Origin of the sequence: Sphingomonas sp. Leaf357, assembly GCF_001423845.1 — a bacterium.
Taxonomy (GTDB): domain Bacteria; phylum Pseudomonadota; class Alphaproteobacteria; order Sphingomonadales; family Sphingomonadaceae; genus Sphingomonas.
Genome location: NZ_LMPM01000001.1, coordinates 1,159,161 through 1,176,938, shown reverse-complemented (window position 1 = coordinate 1,176,938; position 17,778 = coordinate 1,159,161). Strand labels below are relative to the sequence as shown.

General features: G+C 65.3%; 17 protein-coding genes. 7 read left to right on the top strand and 10 right to left on the bottom strand.

The window, feature by feature from the left end:
• The first annotated feature begins 53 nt into the window (after positions 1 to 53).
• Entirely contained in the window at positions 54 to 614 is a 561-nt protein-coding gene (locus tag ASG11_RS05525; RefSeq protein WP_236697395.1) for a PRC-barrel domain containing protein, read from the top strand.
• 10 nt (positions 615 to 624) lie between these two features.
• Positions 625 to 1,545, top strand: coding sequence for an NAD(P)/FAD-dependent oxidoreductase (locus tag ASG11_RS05520; RefSeq protein WP_055780348.1), 921 nt, complete (start codon positions 625 to 627; stop codon positions 1,543 to 1,545).
• On the opposite strand, the gene ASG11_RS05515 is transcribed toward ASG11_RS05520, so the two are convergent.
• The 3 genes from ASG11_RS05515 to ASG11_RS05505 form a co-directional block, all read right to left on the bottom strand.
• Positions 1,526 to 1,921, bottom strand: a complete 396-nt coding sequence (locus ASG11_RS05515; protein WP_055776204.1) for a hypothetical protein — start codon at positions 1,919 to 1,921, stop codon at positions 1,526 to 1,528. The two genes, ASG11_RS05520 and ASG11_RS05515, sit on opposite strands and share 20 nt — an antisense overlap.
• A complete protein-coding gene (locus ASG11_RS05510; protein ID WP_055776201.1) occupies positions 1,918 to 2,592 on the bottom strand; it encodes a GAF domain-containing protein in 675 nt (224 codons plus the stop codon). The genes ASG11_RS05515 and ASG11_RS05510 overlap by 4 nt, the downstream gene beginning before the upstream one ends.
• A 318-nt stretch (positions 2,593 to 2,910) precedes the next feature.
• On the bottom strand, positions 2,911 to 3,633 hold the full coding sequence (locus tag ASG11_RS05505; RefSeq protein ID WP_055776198.1) for a hypothetical protein: 723 nt from the start codon (positions 3,631 to 3,633) through the stop codon (positions 2,911 to 2,913).
• A gap of 213 nt (positions 3,634 to 3,846) precedes the next feature.
• Between ASG11_RS05505 and ASG11_RS05500 the strand changes: the two genes are divergently transcribed.
• The 5 genes from ASG11_RS05500 to ASG11_RS19465 all read left to right on the top strand — a co-directional run bounded on the left by ASG11_RS05500 (position 3,847) and on the right by ASG11_RS19465 (position 9,677).
• On the top strand, positions 3,847 to 4,263 hold the full coding sequence (locus tag ASG11_RS05500) for a secondary thiamine-phosphate synthase enzyme YjbQ (RefSeq protein ID WP_055776195.1): 417 nt from the start codon (positions 3,847 to 3,849) through the stop codon (positions 4,261 to 4,263).
• A gap of 173 nt (positions 4,264 to 4,436) precedes the next feature.
• Entirely contained in the window at positions 4,437 to 5,063 is a 627-nt protein-coding gene (locus ASG11_RS05495) for a YbhB/YbcL family Raf kinase inhibitor-like protein (protein WP_055776192.1), read from the top strand.
• A 143-nt stretch (positions 5,064 to 5,206) separates the two neighbouring features.
• Positions 5,207 to 6,658 (top strand): ATPase domain-containing protein, encoded by a 1,452-nt coding sequence (locus ASG11_RS05490; RefSeq protein WP_055780345.1) that lies wholly within the window; start codon positions 5,207 to 5,209, stop codon positions 6,656 to 6,658.
• 9 nt (positions 6,659 to 6,667) lie between these two features.
• The gene (locus ASG11_RS05485) at positions 6,668 to 9,526 is read left to right on the top strand and encodes a PAS domain-containing protein (RefSeq protein ID WP_055776189.1); all 2,859 of its coding nucleotides are present in this window, start codon (positions 6,668 to 6,670) and stop codon (positions 9,524 to 9,526) included.
• Between the two features lie 64 nt (positions 9,527 to 9,590).
• A complete protein-coding gene (locus ASG11_RS19465) occupies positions 9,591 to 9,677 on the top strand; it encodes a hypothetical protein (RefSeq protein WP_443024473.1) in 87 nt (28 codons plus the stop codon).
• A 58-nt stretch (positions 9,678 to 9,735) separates the two neighbouring features.
• On the opposite strand, the gene ASG11_RS05480 is transcribed toward ASG11_RS19465, so the two are convergent.
• From ASG11_RS05480 to ASG11_RS05450, 7 genes are all read right to left on the bottom strand, one after another.
• Positions 9,736 to 10,959: an MFS transporter gene (locus ASG11_RS05480; RefSeq protein ID WP_055776186.1), complete on the bottom strand. Its 1,224-nt coding sequence runs from the start codon at positions 10,957 to 10,959 to the stop codon at positions 9,736 to 9,738.
• Positions 10,960 to 11,055: 96 nt separating this feature from the next.
• Positions 11,056 to 11,541, bottom strand: coding sequence for a MarR family winged helix-turn-helix transcriptional regulator (locus ASG11_RS05475; protein WP_055776184.1), 486 nt, complete (start codon positions 11,539 to 11,541; stop codon positions 11,056 to 11,058).
• Between the two features lie 64 nt (positions 11,542 to 11,605).
• Complete coding sequence (locus tag ASG11_RS05470; protein ID WP_201781282.1) at positions 11,606 to 12,673, bottom strand: ABC transporter substrate-binding protein; 1,068 nt, start codon at positions 12,671 to 12,673, stop codon at positions 11,606 to 11,608.
• Complete coding sequence (locus ASG11_RS05465; protein ID WP_082472611.1) at positions 12,670 to 13,974, bottom strand: TRAP transporter large permease; 1,305 nt, start codon at positions 13,972 to 13,974, stop codon at positions 12,670 to 12,672. The genes ASG11_RS05470 and ASG11_RS05465 overlap by 4 nt, the downstream gene beginning before the upstream one ends.
• Positions 13,971 to 14,495, bottom strand: a complete 525-nt coding sequence (locus ASG11_RS05460; protein ID WP_055776181.1) for a TRAP transporter small permease subunit — start codon at positions 14,493 to 14,495, stop codon at positions 13,971 to 13,973. Before ASG11_RS05460 ends, ASG11_RS05465 begins: the two co-directional genes overlap by 4 nt.
• On the bottom strand, positions 14,495 to 15,922 hold the full coding sequence (locus ASG11_RS18990; protein ID WP_055776178.1) for an alpha/beta hydrolase domain-containing protein: 1,428 nt from the start codon (positions 15,920 to 15,922) through the stop codon (positions 14,495 to 14,497). Before ASG11_RS18990 ends, ASG11_RS05460 begins: the two co-directional genes overlap by 1 nt.
• Positions 15,919 to 17,775: a CocE/NonD family hydrolase gene (locus tag ASG11_RS05450; RefSeq protein ID WP_055776175.1), complete on the bottom strand. Its 1,857-nt coding sequence runs from the start codon at positions 17,773 to 17,775 to the stop codon at positions 15,919 to 15,921. The genes ASG11_RS18990 and ASG11_RS05450 overlap by 4 nt, the downstream gene beginning before the upstream one ends.
• Between the last annotated feature and the right edge of the window lie 3 nt (positions 17,776 to 17,778).

Sequence of the window (17,778 nt, the reverse complement as noted above, 5' to 3'; positions counted from 1 at the left end):
GACTCGTCATCAGCATCTCGGATCTTGCCGGTTGGATCGCTCCGGTCGCGACGATGATCGCCGCGATCATGACCGCGGCCAATCTCGGCACGCGCATCACGGGCTGGGGCTTCATCGTCTTCATGATCGGCTCGGTCGCCTGGTCGACGGTGGCGATCGGCACAGGGCAGACCAATCTTTTATGGACCAACGGCTTCCTCACGATCGTCAACGCCATCGGTATCTGGCGCTGGCTCGGTCGCGAAGCGCGCCATGAGGACGGACGTGAAGCGGCAACCGCCCACAGCGCCGAAAGCACCGATGTCGCCACCTTGTTCGGCATGGGATCGATCGTCGGCGCACCGCTCACCGGGCGGGGCGGCGGCCGCCTGGGCACCATCGTCGATGGCATGATGCGATGCGATAATCGCGACCTGGCGTATCTCGTCGTGTCCGAAGGCGGCATGGCAGGCCTCGGGGAGCGACTACACGCACTCGATCCTAGTGCGGTTCATTTCTCGCCCGCCGGCGCACGCTGCGATCTGACTGCGTCCGATCTCCAAGAACTAGCGATACTCGAGCAGGGCGAGTGGCCCGCCGAGATTCCCAAAACCCGGCTCGATGTCCGACGATAGCGAGATGAACATGACCAACATCACCGATTGTCTGATCGTCGGTGCCGGGCCGGCGGGCCTCACGGCCGCGATCTACCTGGCGCGTTTCAACCTTTCGATCCGCGTCGTGGACGACGGCAAGAGCCGGTGCGCCACGATCCCTCGCACGCGCAACCATGCCGGATATCCGGGGGGGATAGCGGGTATCGAGCTGCTTGATCGCATGCGCGATCAGGCCGCCGAATTCGGCGTGCATGTCGTCGCGTCCCGGATCGATCGGATCGCACGCGACGACGCCGGGCACTTCGCGGTCGCGCTAAAGGGCGACACGCTGAGTGCCCGAACCGTCCTGCTCGCCACGGGCGTGGTGAACAATCGTCCGCGCATGGACGACGAGGATCATGATCGTGCCGTCGAGCGCGGCCTGCTGCGATACTGCCCGATCTGTGACGGCTACGAAGTCATCGACCGTCAGATCGGTGTAATCGGCACCCGTACCCACGGCTTCAATGAGGCCGTTTTTCTGCGGATGTATTCCAAGCGCGTCACGTTGATCGCGCCGGACTCGATCCACGATCTATCGCCGGAACAGCGTCGGACGTTGGCCGACCTCGGCATCGACGCGGTCGACGGCCCCTGTGACGACCTCGGCATCGATGGCGACGCTATCGTCGCGCCCACCGCTGACGGCTTGATTAGGTTCGACACGATCTACCCTGCTTTGGGGTCGGTCATTCGTTCGGATCTCGCCGTGGCGCTGGGCGCGAAGGCCACGGACGAGGGATGCCTCGTCGTCGACGATCATCAGCGCACCAGCATCGCGGGCCTCTACGCCGCCGGGGATGTGTCGAAAGGTCTCGACCAGATCAGCCATGCGATGGGCGAGGCGGGCGTCGCGGCGACCACGATCAGAAACGACCTCGCCAAGACGATCAGCTTGGTCCGCCAGTAGCGGAGAGCCCAACGGAATCGCCGAAGGCATCGATCGTCGCGCCGATCCTGTCGACCCCCCGGCTCGTTAAGGCCAACACTCCGGAACGTCCGCCATCGGCAAGCTGGACTAGGCCATCATCCTGCAGCGCGACGATCCAACGCCAGGTGACGTTGGCCGATCGTCCGCGACGTCTGATCGCCTCGTTGGCGGTGATGCCTTCATCGCCCGCGGCCGCCAGAAAAAGCTCGAGCATCAGCTCGAGAGCGATGTTCGCGGCAAAATGCGAACCGAATTTGCTTGCTATAGCCTCCTGCGCCGAAAGCATCTTCCGGCCGAGGACGAGACGCTGGTCGTCCTTGGCCTGGTGCGCGGCAGGCTCGTACTCAGTCATCATGATCCATGCCGATCTCGTGTGGAACATTCATCTGAAATCTCGCCGACAACGTCTATGACCGTTTCAAGTTGCGCCAGCGCGGCCGTCGCACCGACCTGTGATAGCGCGGCTGCCGCCTGGTCCAGTAAGGACCTCGCATGCTCGATCCACACGCCGTCGCTGAGCGGCCGCCCGTGCTGCGCTTCCTGCAAGTCGCGACGAATTTCGAGCGCGGCCACTGCGCGCCGAGCGAGCGCCTCGAGACTGACATGCTCGTCGGGCTGCAGACCGGTCCTGGCCTTGCTATCGATCACGCACAGCGTCCCGATCCGCGTGCCATCGCGAACCTTCAGCGGGATGCCGGCATAAAAGCGGATATCGCCGCGATTGACGGCTCGCAGATCGCGAAACCGCTCGTCGAGGCTGGCATCCTCCACGATGAAAGCATTGCCCTGGCGCACCGCTATCGCGCAAATCGACTGATCGATTGGGTCGCCATCGTGATCGAGGCCGACCTTGGCCTTGAACCATTGCCGCGTGTCATCGATCATCGAGATGGTCGAGATCGGTGCCCCGGTGAGAAACGCGGCATCCCGAACGATCTGGTCGAAAACCTCCTCCGGTGCCGTATCCATAATTTTATACCGGCTCAGGATTTTCGCGCGTTCGGCTTCGTCGTTCGCATCGCCCATATTCACATCGGCCCTATTTTCGACGACACCGTCGCGATTGCAGCTTTATTCACCGTCGATTTATCGATCGACTCGCGTTTCGGCAACAACGGGGCATCCAGCCTAAACAAAAGCGCCGCTCCCTTCGATATTCAGAGAAGAAGCTGGGCGTACAGTGTCGTCGGTAGGCGGATCATCTGGAGGACCGACACGAAATCCGGATCCGACTACATCGAAGAGGTTTGTCTTGGTTTCCAGAACAAGTGCAGTTGTTCGAACAGCCCCTCCATCCCAATTCAAAGCACACGACGAGCGCGCTGGCGGCGCATGGTCGATCGATCAGGCGTGGCGGGTCGGTTCGTGAGGCGAATCCTCGTAGATGGTCGCCCCGCCGCCCGATCCGCCGCCCAAACCGCCACCACCTCCTCCACCGTTCGCGCCACCGCCTCCACTGCCCTTCCCAGCATCCTCCTTGCCGCCTGCGCCCCTGCCGCCCCCGCCGGACGCACCGGGCCGGGTAGGCCCCTGGATCGACAGCGTCAGATCCGCCGGTATCGGATCGAGGTCGAGCGCTTCGCGGACGAACGCCCGCAACGAAACGACCAGCTCGTAGGTGTGTACCGGATGGCCGGCGACCAGCTCCTTCACCGCCCGGTCCGCGAGCCGCACATGCTCCTCGGTGCCCAGCAGGATGATGTCCGACAATGCCGCCTCGACGGCGTCGCGGATGCGACGATTGCGATCCGATCGGGACGCGCCCTCGGCGGAAAGGTCCAGCGCCGCCATCGGCTCGGTCGCACCGACGGTCGACCCGCGCGACCGCAGGTCGCGCTTGTGTGCCGGGTCGACGGTGAGGTCACCGGTGAAGGATCCGCCGAGCGTTTTGTAGGCCGCGATCAGGGTTCGCAGGCGCTCGTTGATCTGCCGGTTCAGACGTTCCCGGCGCTGCTGGAACGTCATCTGTGTCAGCAGCCGGATGCCGACGCCGAGCAGGGTGACGAGCGTCAGGCCGAAGAGCGTGGCAAGCAGGCTTTGCCACGAACTGAAATCGATGTTGCGCACACTATATCCTCCGCTTTCCCGCCGAACGCCCACCGACGGGCAATGTGCCGCGCGCCGGAGAAATGTCGATCGAACGGATCCCATAGTCGGTGTCGACACAGCCCCCCGGGGATCTTCGCGCAGAGGATAGCCGTTCACCTTGCGGAAACCGGGCGTTCCGGCCGGACTTCGAGATGTTCGGTAACGTCCGCCCCTCAAATCATCGGAGCAGCCATGCGACAGGCTTATACCAAATTGACGATCGGCACCCGCCGGCAGGGTCTGAGCGACATCACCCGCGACATCGCGGCGTGGGTCGCGGCGCAGTCGATCGAGACCGGGCTGCTGACGATATTCTGCCGCCACACCTCGGCATCGCTGCTTATTCAGGAGAATGCGGCGCGGGAGGTCCGCAGTGATATCGAAGACTATTTCGCGCACATCGCGCCGGAAGGCGCGGATTACGCGCATGACGACGAAGGCCCCGACGACATGCCGGCCCACCTTCGTACCGCCCTGACGCAGGTGCAGCTGTCGATTCCCATCGTCGACGCGACGATGGTGCTCGGCACGTGGCAGGGCATTTATCTGTTCGAACATCGCAGACGGCCCCATCGGCGCGAGATCGTCCTGCATGTGATGGGGCAATGACGGCGGTCTGCTGAGCTTGGGACGACACGAGACACCGCCAGTGACCATGCCGCCGAGCAAGATGTGCAGCAATTCCCCCGCAGCCGGGCGATCCGCGACGCGGAACCGACGCCGGGCTTAAGGCTTATCCTACAGGACCGCACGTCCCCCGACATCGTGCGAAGGAGATCGATATGCTCGAACATGTTCCTGGCTGGCTCGGCAATCTGCTTCGCAACCAACGCGCTGGCCATGAGAAACTCGTCATCGCCGATCGGGGGTTAGGGCTCGGCGTCGAGACGATCGATCTCTCGAGCCCGTCGTTCGCGCCGGGCGGCAGGCTGCCGACCCGTTTCACCGCCGACGGCGAGGGCGTATCGCCTGCCTTGAACTGGTCGGAGGTGCCGCAAGGTACCGCCAGCATCGCCCTGATCGTCGAGGATCCCGATGCCCCCACGCCCAGCCCGTTGGTCCACGCCATCCTGTGGGGGATGTCGCCCGACGAGCGCAGCCTCGCCGAAGGTGCGATCGTGCCCGACGGTGCCGGTGGTCCACATGGAGATGTCGGGCGAAACAGCTATCTACGCGAAGGGTGGCTTCCGCCCGATCCGCCGACGGGTCACGGCGAGCACGATTACGTTTTTCAGCTGTTCGCGCTGTCCCAGCATCCCGTGCTCACCAATCCTGGCAGAAGCGCGTTCATCAAAGCGATTTCCGGGATCGTCTTGGGGAGCGGGCTGCTGGTCGGTACATATTCGCGTAACGACTCCGCCAGTGACCGATCGGTAAACACGTCCGATCTCCAGCCCGCCCCCATCTAGATCTTGATGTAAAGTCGAAGGACAACTCTGCGATCGGATTGCGCTCGCAACCGAGCATTACTCTCGATCAATTTCCTTCGCGACGCTAGCTTGTAGCAGAACGCGACAGTAGGAGCGAAAGCGTGAAGAACTGTGCGACCGGCGTGGCCGGGCTCGACGAGATCCTAGCCGGCGGTTTGGCGCGCGGTCGGCTCTTCCTGCTGGAGGGAAGCCCCGGTACCGGCAAGACGACGATCGCCACGCAATTTCTGATGGCCGGCGCGGCGGCTGGCGAGCGCGTACTCTACATCACGTTGTCGGAGACGGATGAGGAATTGCGCGCCGGGGCGGCGTCGCACGGGTGGGATTTCGCGCCGTCGTTCGAGGTGTTCGAATTGGTCCCGCCCGAAACGTTGCTCGACGAGGATCAGCAGCAAAGCTTGCTCTATTCGTCCGATCTGGAACTCGGCGAGACGACGAAACGGATCTTCGAGGTGTTCGAACGGATCAGGCCGTCGCGGATCGTACTCGACAGCCTGTCCGAAATCCGCCTTCTGGCGCAGAGTTCGCTCCGCTATCGGCGGCAGATTCTCGCGCTCAAACATTATTTCTCGCGGCACGACGCGACCGTGCTAATGCTGGACGATCTCACCGCGGACGTCATGGACAAGACGGTCCACAGCGTCGCGCACGCGGTCATTCGACTTGAGGAATTGTCACCCAATTACGGCGCGGAACGGCGACGCATGCGCGTACTGAAGTATCGGGGGCGCAAATATCGCGGCGGATATCATGATTTCGTGATCGATACCGGCGGGGTTCGCGCCTTTCCCCGTCTGGTGTCGGCGGAACACCGCACGCCTTTCGACCGGACCACCATCGCCGTCGACAATCGCGCTTTGAACGGGTTGATCGGCGGCGGGTTCGAACGCGGTGCGAGCACGCTCGTTCTGGGTCCGGCGGGTACCGGAAAATCCCTGCTGGTGCTCAGCTTCGTGAAGTCGGCGATCGCCCGGGGCGAGAGCGCCGCCATGTTCATCTTCGACGAGGAACTCGGGCTCCTGTTCGATCGGGCGAAGGGGCTGGACATCGATCTGCAGGCGATGGTGGACAGCGGTCGGCTGCTGATCGAGCAGATCGACGCCGCCGAACTGACCCCCGGCGAGTTTTCCGAACGGGTGCGCAACTGCGTCGAGAAGCGTGGGGCGCAAACCGTGGTGATCGACAGCTTGAACGGGTATCAGGCGGCGATGCCCGAGGAGCAGGCGCTGATCCTGCACATGCACGAACTCCTGCAATATCTGAACCGGCGAGGCGCGATGACCTTCCTGACGGTGGCGCAGCACGGGCTGGTCGGTGACATGAAGTCACCGGTGGATGTCACCTACCTGGCCGACACGGTGATCCTGCTTCGATATTTCGAGGCATTGGGACGGGTCCGACGTGCCATCTCGGTCGTTAAAAAGCGGACCGGTTACCATGAAGACACGATCCGCGAATTTGTGATCGGCAGCGATGGCATCACGCTGGGTGAGCCACTGACTGCCTTCCAGGGGGTTTTGCGGGGCGTACCGACATTGGTCGGAGACGGTGAGCGGCTGTTGGATGTGGATTAGGGCCTGCCGTTGAACCGTACTTTTGCCGAAGGCGCCGTCATTCTCGCTCCACGAGGCCGCGATGCGTCCATCGCGATGGCGATGCTTGCGGAGGGCGGACTGGAGGCAAGCATCGCCGCCGGGCTGGCCAACTTCGTGGCGATGCTGCGAAACGGTGCCGGCTTCGCGATCATCACCGAAGAAGCGTTGCGGGGGGCCGATCTCAAGGAGTTGGCGGGCTTCATCGCCGATCAGGCGGAATGGTCGGATCTGCCCTTCATCGTTCTGACCGAGCGGGGCGGCGGACTCGAACGCAATCCGGGCGCGGTGCGGCTTCTCGAGACCTTGGGCAACGTGACCTTTCTGGAACGGCCGTTCCATCCCACCACTCTGCTGTCGCTGGCCCGGTCGGCGCGGCGGGCGCGGCTGCGACAATATGAGGCGCGCAAGCGGCTCGAGGACATTCACCGCGGCCAGGAGCAGTTGAAGCTCGCGCTCGCCGCAGGCGGGCTCGGCGCATGGGTGATCGATCTCACGACGCTGTCGTTGACCGCCGAAGCGGATAGCAAGGCGCATTTCGGTCGAACCAAGGACGACCCGTTCAGCTACGAGGATCTGTTCGCCGATATCCATCCCGACGATCGCGCGGCCGTCCGACAGGCTGCGGTGGCCTCGATCGAGACCGGCATCGACTATAGCGCGGAATATCGCTGTATCTGGCCGGACGGCTCGCTCCATTGGGTGCAGACCAATGGGCGGGTCGAGCGCAACGCCGATGGACGGGCGATCCGGTTGATCGGCGTGTCGCATGAAATCACCGATCGGCGCATCGTCGAGGCACGACAACAGGCCCTGCTGACCCTGAGCGACCGGCTTCGCGAGGCGGGCGACGCCGCGCAGATGTCGTTCGACGCGGCGGAGATTTTGGGAACGACGCTCGCGGTGAGCCGCGCCGGCTATGGCAAGGTCGACACGGTCAAGGAAACGATCACGATCGAGCGCGACTGGAACATGCCTGGCATCGAAAGCCTGGCGGGCACGCTGCATTTTCGCGATTACGGATCGTATATCGAGGATCTGAAGGCGGGCCGAACCGCGGCGATCGCGGATGCGCGGCTCGACCCCCGCACCGCCGGCACCGCGGCGGCGCTCGAGAAAATTTCGGCACGCTCGCTGCTCAACATGCCGATCGTCGAGAATGGCGCGTTCGTCGCATTGCTGTATCTGAGTCACGCGGCACCGCGCGCCTGGTCCGAAGACGATTTCGCGTTTATCCGCGACGTGGCCGACCGCACCCAGGCGGCGATCGAGCGGCGTACCGCCGAACTGTCGCTGGCCGCGCTGGCCGAGACGCTCGAACGGCAGGTCGAGGAACGGACCCGCGAACGGGACCGGACGTGGCAGAATTCACAGGACCTGCTCGCGATCGTGTCGTCGGACGGCGAATTCCTTGCAGTCAATCCGGCATGGACTACCATTCTGGGTTGGGTGCCGAACGAGGTGGTCGGACAGCAGCACGTCGATTTCAGTCATCCCGACGATCGTGCCGCCAGTGCGGACGCGCTGGGGCGCGCACTGCTCGGCCCGTTGCGGCAATATGAGAACCGCGTGCGGCACAAGGACGGATCCTATCGGTGGATATCCTGGGTCGCGACGGTCGCTGGCGACAGAGTGTATGCCAGCGGTCGACATATCACCGCCGAACGCGAAGCTCAGGCGGAGTTGGAACAGGCACAGGACCAGTTGCGCCAGGCCCAGAAGATGGAGGCCGTAGGGCAGCTGACCGGCGGCTTGGCGCATGATTTCAACAACCTGCTGACCGCGATTTCAGGCAGCCTGGAATTGATCCAGACGCGCGTGCGTCAAGGGCGTCCGGATGCGATAGATCGCTACATCGACATGGCGCAACAAGGGGCCAAGCGCGCGGCGGCGCTGACGCATCGCCTGCTCGCGTTTTCGCGACGCCAGACCCTCGATCCGCGCCCGACCGATATCAACCGGCTGATCGTCAGTCTGGACGATCTGCTGCGCCGGTCGGTCGGACCGGGGATCGAACTGGAAGTGGTCGGCGCGGGGGGGCTGTGGACGACGTTGATCGACCCGAACCAATTGGAGAACGCCCTGCTCAATCTGTGCATCAACGCGCGCGACGCGATGCCGGACGGTGGGCGGATCACGATCGAGACGGCGAACAAGTGGCTCGACCGGCGTGCGGCCAAGGAACGCGATCTGCAGCCCGGCCAATACGTCTCGCTGTGCGTCACCGATACCGGGACCGGCATGTCGGCCGAGACGATCGAGCGAGCGTTCGATCCCTTCTACACGACCAAGCCGATGGGCGAGGGAACCGGGTTGGGCCTTTCGATGATCTATGGCTTCGTGCGTCAGTCCGGGGGTCAGGTGCGCATCTATTCGGAGATCGGACAAGGCACGACCATGTGCTTGTACCTCCCACGATCGAATGCCGAAGCCGACGACGAGGCGGAAGCCGAATATCCCCGCGATCAGCTCGGCGCTGGGAGCGGCGAAACCGTACTCGTGGTCGATGACGAACCGGCGATCCGGGTCCTCGTCGCGGACACGCTCGCCGATCTCGGCTATCACGCGATCGAGGCCAAGGACGGCCCGGCCGGTCTCGCCATCCTCGAATCGACGACCCGGATCGATCTCCTCATCACCGACGTCGGCCTGCCCAAGGGGATGAACGGGCGGCAGCTCGCCGATGCCGCGCGGGTCGGCCGGCCTGATCTGAAGATATTGTTCATCACTGGCTATGCGGAAAACGCGGTGGTGGGAAACGGGCAGCTCGAGCGGGGCATGCATGTGCTGACCAAGCCTTTCGGAATGGACGTCCTGGCCTCGCGCATTCGGGAACTGATCGGCGCATAAGCGCATCATCGCGCATTTCGAGACGCTCTGGCAGGACAATGACGTCGTCGCGCACGGCGAACGGGTGAAGCGCATCCGTCACCCGGTCGCCGGATCGCTCGCGATGGCGTTTTCGTCGTTCGCCGTCGAAGGCGGCCGGAGCCCGGCATGATCATCTACAAGCCGGCATCGCCGGCGGATGCCGACCGATTGCGCATGCTATTGAATGGTCACCCGGACGGACCGGTATCGGACGATCCCGGATGATCTCGATTCCAGATATCGGGCTCGGTCAGAAAGAGCAGGAAGGCCGCCGTGGCCAATAGCGCGCCCGCCGACGTCGTCGCCGTCCAACCTCCCCAGTCCAGGCTTAGGGTGGCAAGCGTGGAGCCAAGGGCTCCCGCGAGGAACATCGCGGTCATGTAGACCGAGTTGATGCGTCCGCGCGCCTTCGGATTGATCGAGAAGAGTACGCGCTGGCCAAGCACCTGATTCAGCTGCGTCGCGCCATCGATCAGGACAGCGGCCGCCGCGAGCATGATCAGCGCCTGCGCCGCAGCGGCCCAACCCGCGATCAGGAAGGCGACGATCGCCGAGGCGAGCGCCGCCGCCGTTCCCGCCCGAACGTGCCCGCGATCCCCGAGCCGTCCGGCGATCGGGGCAGCGAGGGCACCGCCCGCGCCGGCGAGCGCGAACAACGCGATGCCACCCTGTCCGAGGCCGAACTGCCTCGCGAGCAGCAAGGGCACTGCCGTCCAGAACAGGTTGAACGTCGCGAACATCGTCGCCTGATAGGCAGCGCGTCGCCGGATTGCCGGCGTGTTCACCAGCAGGGAAAGGCTGGACCGCAAAAGCTGCCCGTATCGCAATTCTGGCTCGGGGCGTCGTTCCGGAATGGTGCGGGCAATCAGCAACGCTAGCGCGGCCATGCTAATTGCCGACAGCCCGAAGATCGCACGCCAGCCCGCCACGGCGGCGAGCCCGTTCGCCAGGGGGCGGGCCAGCATGATCCCGGTGATCAGCCCGCCCATGATGTTGCCGACCACCCGGCCGCGGCTGTGCTCGGGCGCCAGATGGGCAGCGAGCGGTACCATGACCTGCGCGCCGACCGAGCAGAAGCCCGTCATGAAGGAGAAGAACAGAAATTGTATTGCGTCGGCCGCCATCCAGGTGCCGAACAGTCCAAGGCATGCGCCCACCGTGAGCAGCAGGATCAACCGCTTGTTCTCGACCCGGTCCGCCAGCGAGACCACGAAGAACAGGCCCGCGCCATAACCCAGCTGGGTCAACGTGACGATCAATCCAGCGGCCCCGCCATGGAGGCCCAGCGCCGGCGCGATTTCGCCGATCAGCGCCTGAGCGTAATAGAGATTCGCCACCATCAGGCCACATGCGACGGCGAATATGGCGGTTAGCCCCATGCCGATGCCCGGCGCGCTCGTCGTGTTCGTCATCGTGCCCCCTTGGCGGCTCCACCGCTCTCGGACTGCCGATCACCAAACGTGCGCGACAAGTCGAGAACTATCGCTCAGCGATCGGTCGTCGACGGGCTAGCCGCGAAAGCAGCTCTGGTAGATACCGTCGAGCGCACGGTTCAGCATCAGGAGTTCGCTCGAGGTCAGCGATCGAAGAGCGGCATCCTCGGTTTCCGCGAGGATCTCGAAAACGCGATCGAGCATGATTTTGCCCTGGTCCGTGAGATGGATGGCATAACGTCGCCGGTCGTTGGCGACGCGGACGCGCTTGGTCCAACCGTTCTGGCCGAGTTCGTCCAGCAAGGCGACCGCCGCCGACGCATCCATGCCGATCTCGCGTGCGACGACCGCCTGCGATATTCCGGGATTGGCCTCGATGATCGCCAGGGCGCTCAACGCTCCACTGCGCAGACCATATTCCTGAGTGCGCTCCGAAAAACTGCGCGAAAGATGATTCTGGATCCGCCGTAAGCGAAAGCCGATAAAGCCGTTCAACCGGCCCATCTCCACCGGATCGTCGGCCGCACCCTCTTTGACGGCGGCTGGAGGTTCGATCGTCATGCGTTTTCCGTAATGAATGCGCGATCCTCTTTCCCGCTTCCGCCGCGATCTTCAATCCCCGGCATCATTTGGACGTTGCGACAGCACAGTCCGGGGGCCGGCCGGCGTTGATCGCCGCCAGAACGGCCTGAGCGCGACCGAAGATCGGACCGCCGTCGATGCCGAAGGCCCGCAGATGCTGTGCAGCCCGGGCGGCCTGAGCGTTGTAAAGCCGATCGAAGCGGGCTTGCGATGCGGGATCGAACGGAACGAACTGCATTCCTTCGCTACGTCCGTAGGCGGCCCCGCTCGTCTCCGCCGCTCCCAGTTCCCTGGCGATCGCCGCTTCCCAAACGGTTTGGCTACGCCGCACGATCGCCTGCAGATCCGGGGGCAGACGACGCAAGGCGACGAAGCCGATCGCTCGCGCGGGATACCCGCCCCGCGCGATTCGCACCTGATTGAAATAGCGTGCCACCTCGCCGAAATGCAGGCTCTTGAGCGTATCGGCCGGCGCGACCACGCCATCGATCACCCCCTTGGCCATCGCGGGATAGACGTCGGACATCGGCATATCGAGCGGATCGGCACCGAGTTCGCGCAGCAACGGCACCAATTCACCTGGCGCACGCAACCGCATTCCGCGCAGATCCTCCAGCCGACGCACCGGCCTTCCCCGCGTGACGATGCCGAGAACGTTCCCGCCCTGCACGGCGAGCACGTGCAATCCCGCGACCTCCTGGTTCAGGACCGGGAACTCCGCCGCGAGGCAACGATAGACGGCGACCTGCTGATCGATCGATCGCTCACCGCCATAGAAGCCGGCCTGACCGCGAATGGCGTGGGTGCCGCCTTTGGCATATATCGGGGTGATCGTCGCGACATCGGCCACGCCGTGGCGCAGTTCGACCATATTGTGCTCGGACGAGATGAGGCCGCCGGCCCAGGACGGCCGCACCTCGATGCGTCCGCCGCTGGCCCGTTCGATCCAACGCATCCACGTCTGGTCCGCACGGCTGAGCGGATGCCCCGGCGTATAGGGTGACGCATAGCGCAAGACATAATGGCCGGGCTCCGTTTGCGCGCCGCAACTCGCCAGCACGAGCATTCCGACCATCGCCAACGCAGCGCGGACCGCGCGAACCATCGTCATCGGGCGAGCATCCCGGGAAGCCACATGACCGTCGCCGGCACCGCGATCAGCAGCGCGATGTGCAGGAAATCGGACAGCAGAAACGGCATCACGCCGCGGAAGATCGTGCCGAGCGGCACATCCTTGGCGATCCCCTGGATGATGTAGACGCTCATGCCGAGCGGCGGATGGACAAGACCGAGCTCGATCGTGCGGACGACGAAAATCCCGAACCAGATCGGGCTGAGGCCCAGCCCCGCCATCATCGGCAGGAAGATCGGGACGGTCAGCAACATCAAGGCCATGCCGTCCAGCAGCGACCCCAGCAGCAGCAATACGATCACGATGAGGATCGCCGCCCCGGTCGCGCCGAGGTTCGTCGCGATGACGAGGTCGGTCAGATGCCGCGCGATGCCGGTCGCGCCGAGGAACACGCTGAAGATGACCGCGCCGATGATGATCGCGTAGATCAGTCCGGACGTCCTGAGCGTTTCGCGCAACGCGTGGGTCAGGTTCGCCCGGCTCAGCCGCCCGCGTTTCAGGCAGAGCAATAGCGCCAAGACCGATCCGACCGAGGCCGCTTCGGTCGGCGTGAACCAGCCGACCGAAAGCCCGCCGATGACGATCACGATCAGCAGGGACACATCGGCGACGCGGCGGATCGCCGCCCAACGCTCGCCCCAGCTCGCCTTGGGCGTCACCGGCCCCAGCGCCGGATCGAGCCGGCACAGGATGACGATCGTGGCGATGTAGAACAAAGCCTGGGTTGCGACCGGGATCAGCGCGCCGGTGAACAATTTGCTGATCGGCTGCTCGGCGATGATGCCATAGACGATGAGCATGCCGCTGGGCGGGACGAGCGCGCCAAGCGTTCCTCCGGCCGCGATCGCTCCGGTCGACAGCGACGGGGCGTAATTGCGTTTGCGCATCTCGGGCAACGCCACCAGCCCCACCGTCGCCGCCGTCGCCAGACTGGATCCGCTGATCGCGCCGAAACCACCGCAGCCCGCGATCGACGCGATCGCCAGCCCGCCGCGCCGATGCCCGAACAGCCGGGCGGCGGCGTCGAAGAAGTCGCGGCTGGCCCCGGCCGCGAAACACAGATGCGCCATCAGCAGGAACAGCGGCAGGACGCCCAGTTCGTAGCGCGAGATCGTTTCCCAGGCGACGACGCCGGCCTTGATCACGCCGGCCTCGGGCGAGGCGATCGCCGCCAGGCCCAGCACGCCGACCAGACCGAGCGCGGCGGCGATTGGAATGCCGGTCGCCAGCAGGGCCAGCAACGCGACGATCGCGACGATGCCGATCGATTCGGGGCTCATGCGCGACCCCGGATCGCACCCGCGAGCCGCACCAGGAAGATCGCGGCGGCCGCACCGAACGCCGCGGTGGCGAAGATGCGGAGCGGCAGGATCGGGAGCGCGAGCAATTCCGACTGTTCCTGCCCGGCGTGCAGATCCCACGCCACCCAGCCACAGCCGAGGGTCAGGATCGCGAAGAAGAGGGCCGCCAGCGTGTTGGCGGAGATCGACAGCAGCCGACGCATCGGCGGTGCCACCCGATCGGTGACGATATGGATCGACGCATGCGCCCCGACCAGGGTCGCACCGACGATCGCCGACGCCCCCGTGACGCTCGCCGCCGCCTGAACCACCTCGATCGATCCGAGGAGCGGTATGCCGATGTGCCGTCCTGCAACGGCGATCGCGTCGCTCGACATCGCCACGAGCAAGGCGACCGAACCGGTGACGAACACGATCCTGCCAAGCAGGGATCGCGGCTCCTCCAGCGGGCGGGGATCGTCCACGAGATCGGCGAGGGGTTCGACGGCGATGCGTGCCATCAGAAGCTTTTGCTCGCCTGTGCGGATGCCGCCAATACCGCGACCGCCTCGGGCAACAGCCAGCGTTCGGCGACCAGCCGTTCGGCGGCGCTCCGGACCTTGGCGACATAGGCGGCATGATCGCCGTGCAAGGCGCGTTTGCGTTGTTCGGTGAAGGGCGAGGTATAGCCGAAATTGCGGCATTGCCCGGTGCCGACGCCGTAGGCGGCGGCCGGCACGGAAACCGGCGGCAGCCGCAGGCCGCCGATCGCGTTGCCGTCGGGATCGAGCAATGTCGCGCCGGCGGCATCGGTGGCGATCAGCGGCGCACGGGGCGGAGCCACGCCCTTTTCGATCCAGTCGAACATGTTAGCGAGCATCGCATCCACCACCAGATGCACCGGATAATCGTTTTGCGACGATCCGGCCGGAAACCCGGCATAGCAGGCCGCAGGCGAGAATTTGGGCAAGCCCGCCGCCTCGGGCACGGTGATCGTCGGCGGCTTGGCACGGGTCAGTGGACGCTCGATCGTCACGTGCGAGGCACCGGCGAGTTCGTAATGCCGCGCGCGCCCGGCCATATCGTCACGATCCGGGGTGCGGGCGGCGATGCCGCCGGTACCGTTGAACTCGCTCTGCGTATTGAGTCGCATCACCGGCACGTCGAGCGGCTGCACGAAGGTGGCGCAGGCCATCGGCAGGTACCCGTCGATCAACGGGCGGCCGTTTGCGGATCGGGCGCGGTCGTGGTGGAAGTTGGCAAAGTTGGCGCAGACGACGCCGGTATAGGAATAGCCGGTGAGCACCTGGCGGCGGACGCGGCCGCCGGGCAGCAGCCCGCCGGGCGCGCGCGACAGCGTGGCGGCATCGATGACCGCATCCCACAATTGCGTCGGATGAACGGACGTTACGCCTTCGTAACGTTTCGGCGCGACCTGCAGGAGGCCGGGCAGCGTGAGCGGTGGCTGCACGCCGATATAGGCGTCGCCGCGCCGGGCGAGCATTTCGTGGCTATGGCCCCAGACGATGCTCCGCCCGCCGCCGCCGGGGTGCAGCACCTCGATCACCACGTTGCCGCTGAACGCCTTCCAGTCCGCCGGGCGATAGACGAGGACACGGGTCGCATAAGGCTGGTTGGCGCTCACCACCTTGCGGGTGAAATCGCGATTGGCGAAATCCGCCGCGCCGTCGCGCTTCGACATGTCGACCGCATCCGCCATCGATACCGATTGCAGCACGTCGGCCTGCCCCGACATCACATATTCCTCGGCGACATAGCCGAGGCCGCCGACGTCCCAAACCAGCACGCCGTATTTTCCGGCCTCGGGCAAAGCGCGCAACCTGGGCATCGCCCGCGTCGCCGCGCGGGCGATGCCGGGCAGCAAGGCACCGGCCCCGGCGGCGACCCCGAGAGCCAGCGCCTGGCGACGGTTGGTGTTCGGCATCATGACGCAGGATCCTTTTTCGGCAGACGATCGACCGGCAGCAACGTCAGTTCGACCGACGAGGCCGAGGCTCCGCCAGTCGTGATATCCCAGACGGGTGCCGGATCGGTCCTGAGCTCCGCCAGATTGCGCTGCCGCTGGTCGGCGCCGGTGAAGGAGAGACGCAGGCGATGCCCGGCGGCGATGATGCGCGAGGTCGGGCTCAGGTCGAACGCCAGATCGGCGGTCTTGCCCGGCACCATCGGCCGGGCATCGGCGCGCAGGCCGGTGTGCCAGGGCAAGCCGAAATTGTCGTAGGGCGGCGCACCTTCCTTGCGCTGCGACGCGAGCAGCCGGCCATGCGCGACCAGGATCGACGTGCCGTCCGGCGCGACATCCTCGAGATATCCGAAGAGATAGGCCTCGGGGGTCGAGCTGGCGAGCGCCAGGCGCACGACGGAAAAACCCGACAGCCACATGTCCGCCGTCATCGGCGCGGTGACATAGGGTTTCGCGGCGGCGGGATCGACACAGGCCCACAGGCCCGGCTGCGGCAGGGCGCCGGGCACCGGCTTCACCGCGAGGTCGGTCGCGGTCGGCCGGGGCACGCTCCACGCCGGCGGGGCGCAGCCGACCCGGTAGGTCACGGCGTAGCGATCCTTCGTCGCCCGGCGCGGCCGATCGGCGACCAGCATACCGCCCGGCGAGAGATAGAGCCGGCGCGGCGGATCCTCCGCCAGCGGCAGGCGGCGCGCGAAACGCCATGCGCCGTCCGCCGGCAGCCCGATCGTCTTGAACCAGATCGGCGGCTCGCGATCGATGCCGTTGTCGACCCCCTTCAGCACATGATCGAAGTAGCGCAGATGTTCGGCGAAACTGTCGATCGTATCGACGTCGCAATGCCCGCCCGGCCCCATGATGAGCTTGGTCAGACCGCGCCCGCCGGCCATGTTCCGATAGGCGATCATCGCCTGGTCGGCGGGCTCGTCCATCCAATTGCCCCAGGCATAGACCGAGATGCCCGCCGCCCGCATCTCCGCGATCTTGGGATAGGGCGAGGAGAGCGGCCAGTATTGGATATCCCCGGCTTTGGTCCGATCGTCTCGATAGGCGAGCTCGGCGACCAGATCCGACATCTGCCCGTTCGCCGCATGCTGGGCGAGCGCCGCCTGTTTAAACGTCCCGTCGCGATCGGCATCGACGGGTGCGGTCGGCAGGTCCTCGTCCACGCTTTGCGGCCGGGTGTTGAACTGGCCGGAAATGCCACCGCGCCGGACGTTGCGATAGCTGTCGAACTGCGCCGCCTGCGGGAAGATCGCGCGCAGATGCGGAGGCACGTTGCGCGCGGTGGCCCATTGCGTGCCCCCGACATAGGAGCATCCGAACATGCCGACCCTGGCATTGGCCCAGGGCTGCGCGGCGAGCCATTCGACCAGATCGCGCCCGTCCTCACCCTCATGCTGGTCGGCATAGCCCGAACGGACCCCGAACGAGGATCCCTTGCCGCGGACGTCGGCGACCGCGACGACATAGCCGTAGCGCGCCATCTCCACGAACGGCCGGTTACGCGGATTGGGCGTCGCCAGCGTGTCGACCGCCTTGCCCGCCGCATCGATGCGCCGGGCGAGGTAGGGCGTGAAACTGAACAGGACCGGCAGCGGATCGGTCACCGCCATGCCGTTCACCGCCGGCCGATAGACGCTGACCGCCAGCCGCACGCCGTCGCGCACCGGCACCAGCTCGGTCGTGCGCACGACGCCCTGATACCGTTCCGTGCCATAGCCTTCGTACACGCCGGGAGACGAGCGTTTCGGGCCGGCCTCCGCCATGCTCGGCACGGCCAGCAGCACGATCGTCGCGAAATACAGCCGCTTCATTGC

Coding starts and splice junctions, on each gene's coding strand:
- ASG11_RS05500 (WP_055776195.1), top strand. CDS start 3,847: ATGCGACAGGCTTATACCAAATTGACGATCGGCACCCGCCGGCAGGGT.
- ASG11_RS05470 (WP_201781282.1), bottom strand. CDS start 12,673: ATGACGATGGTTCGCGCGGTCCGCGCTGCGTTGGCGATGGTCGGAATG.
- ASG11_RS05520 (WP_055780348.1), top strand. CDS start 625: ATGACCAACATCACCGATTGTCTGATCGTCGGTGCCGGGCCGGCGGGC.
- ASG11_RS05525 (WP_236697395.1), top strand. CDS start 54: ATGATCGCCGCGATCATGACCGCGGCCAATCTCGGCACGCGCATCACG.
- ASG11_RS05460 (WP_055776181.1), bottom strand. CDS start 14,495: ATGGCACGCATCGCCGTCGAACCCCTCGCCGATCTCGTGGACGATCCC.
- ASG11_RS05465 (WP_082472611.1), bottom strand. CDS start 13,974: ATGAGCCCCGAATCGATCGGCATCGTCGCGATCGTCGCGTTGCTGGCC.
- ASG11_RS05495 (WP_055776192.1), top strand. CDS start 4,437: ATGCTCGAACATGTTCCTGGCTGGCTCGGCAATCTGCTTCGCAACCAA.
- ASG11_RS18990 (WP_055776178.1), bottom strand. CDS start 15,922: ATGATGCCGAACACCAACCGTCGCCAGGCGCTGGCTCTCGGGGTCGCC.
- ASG11_RS05515 (WP_055776204.1), bottom strand. CDS start 1,921: ATGATGACTGAGTACGAGCCTGCCGCGCACCAGGCCAAGGACGACCAG.
- ASG11_RS05480 (WP_055776186.1), bottom strand. CDS start 10,959: ATGACGAACACGACGAGCGCGCCGGGCATCGGCATGGGGCTAACCGCC.
- ASG11_RS05475 (WP_055776184.1), bottom strand. CDS start 11,541: ATGACGATCGAACCTCCAGCCGCCGTCAAAGAGGGTGCGGCCGACGAT.
- ASG11_RS05510 (WP_055776201.1), bottom strand. CDS start 2,592: ATGGGCGATGCGAACGACGAAGCCGAACGCGCGAAAATCCTGAGCCGG.
- ASG11_RS05450 (WP_055776175.1), bottom strand. CDS start 17,775: ATGAAGCGGCTGTATTTCGCGACGATCGTGCTGCTGGCCGTGCCGAGC.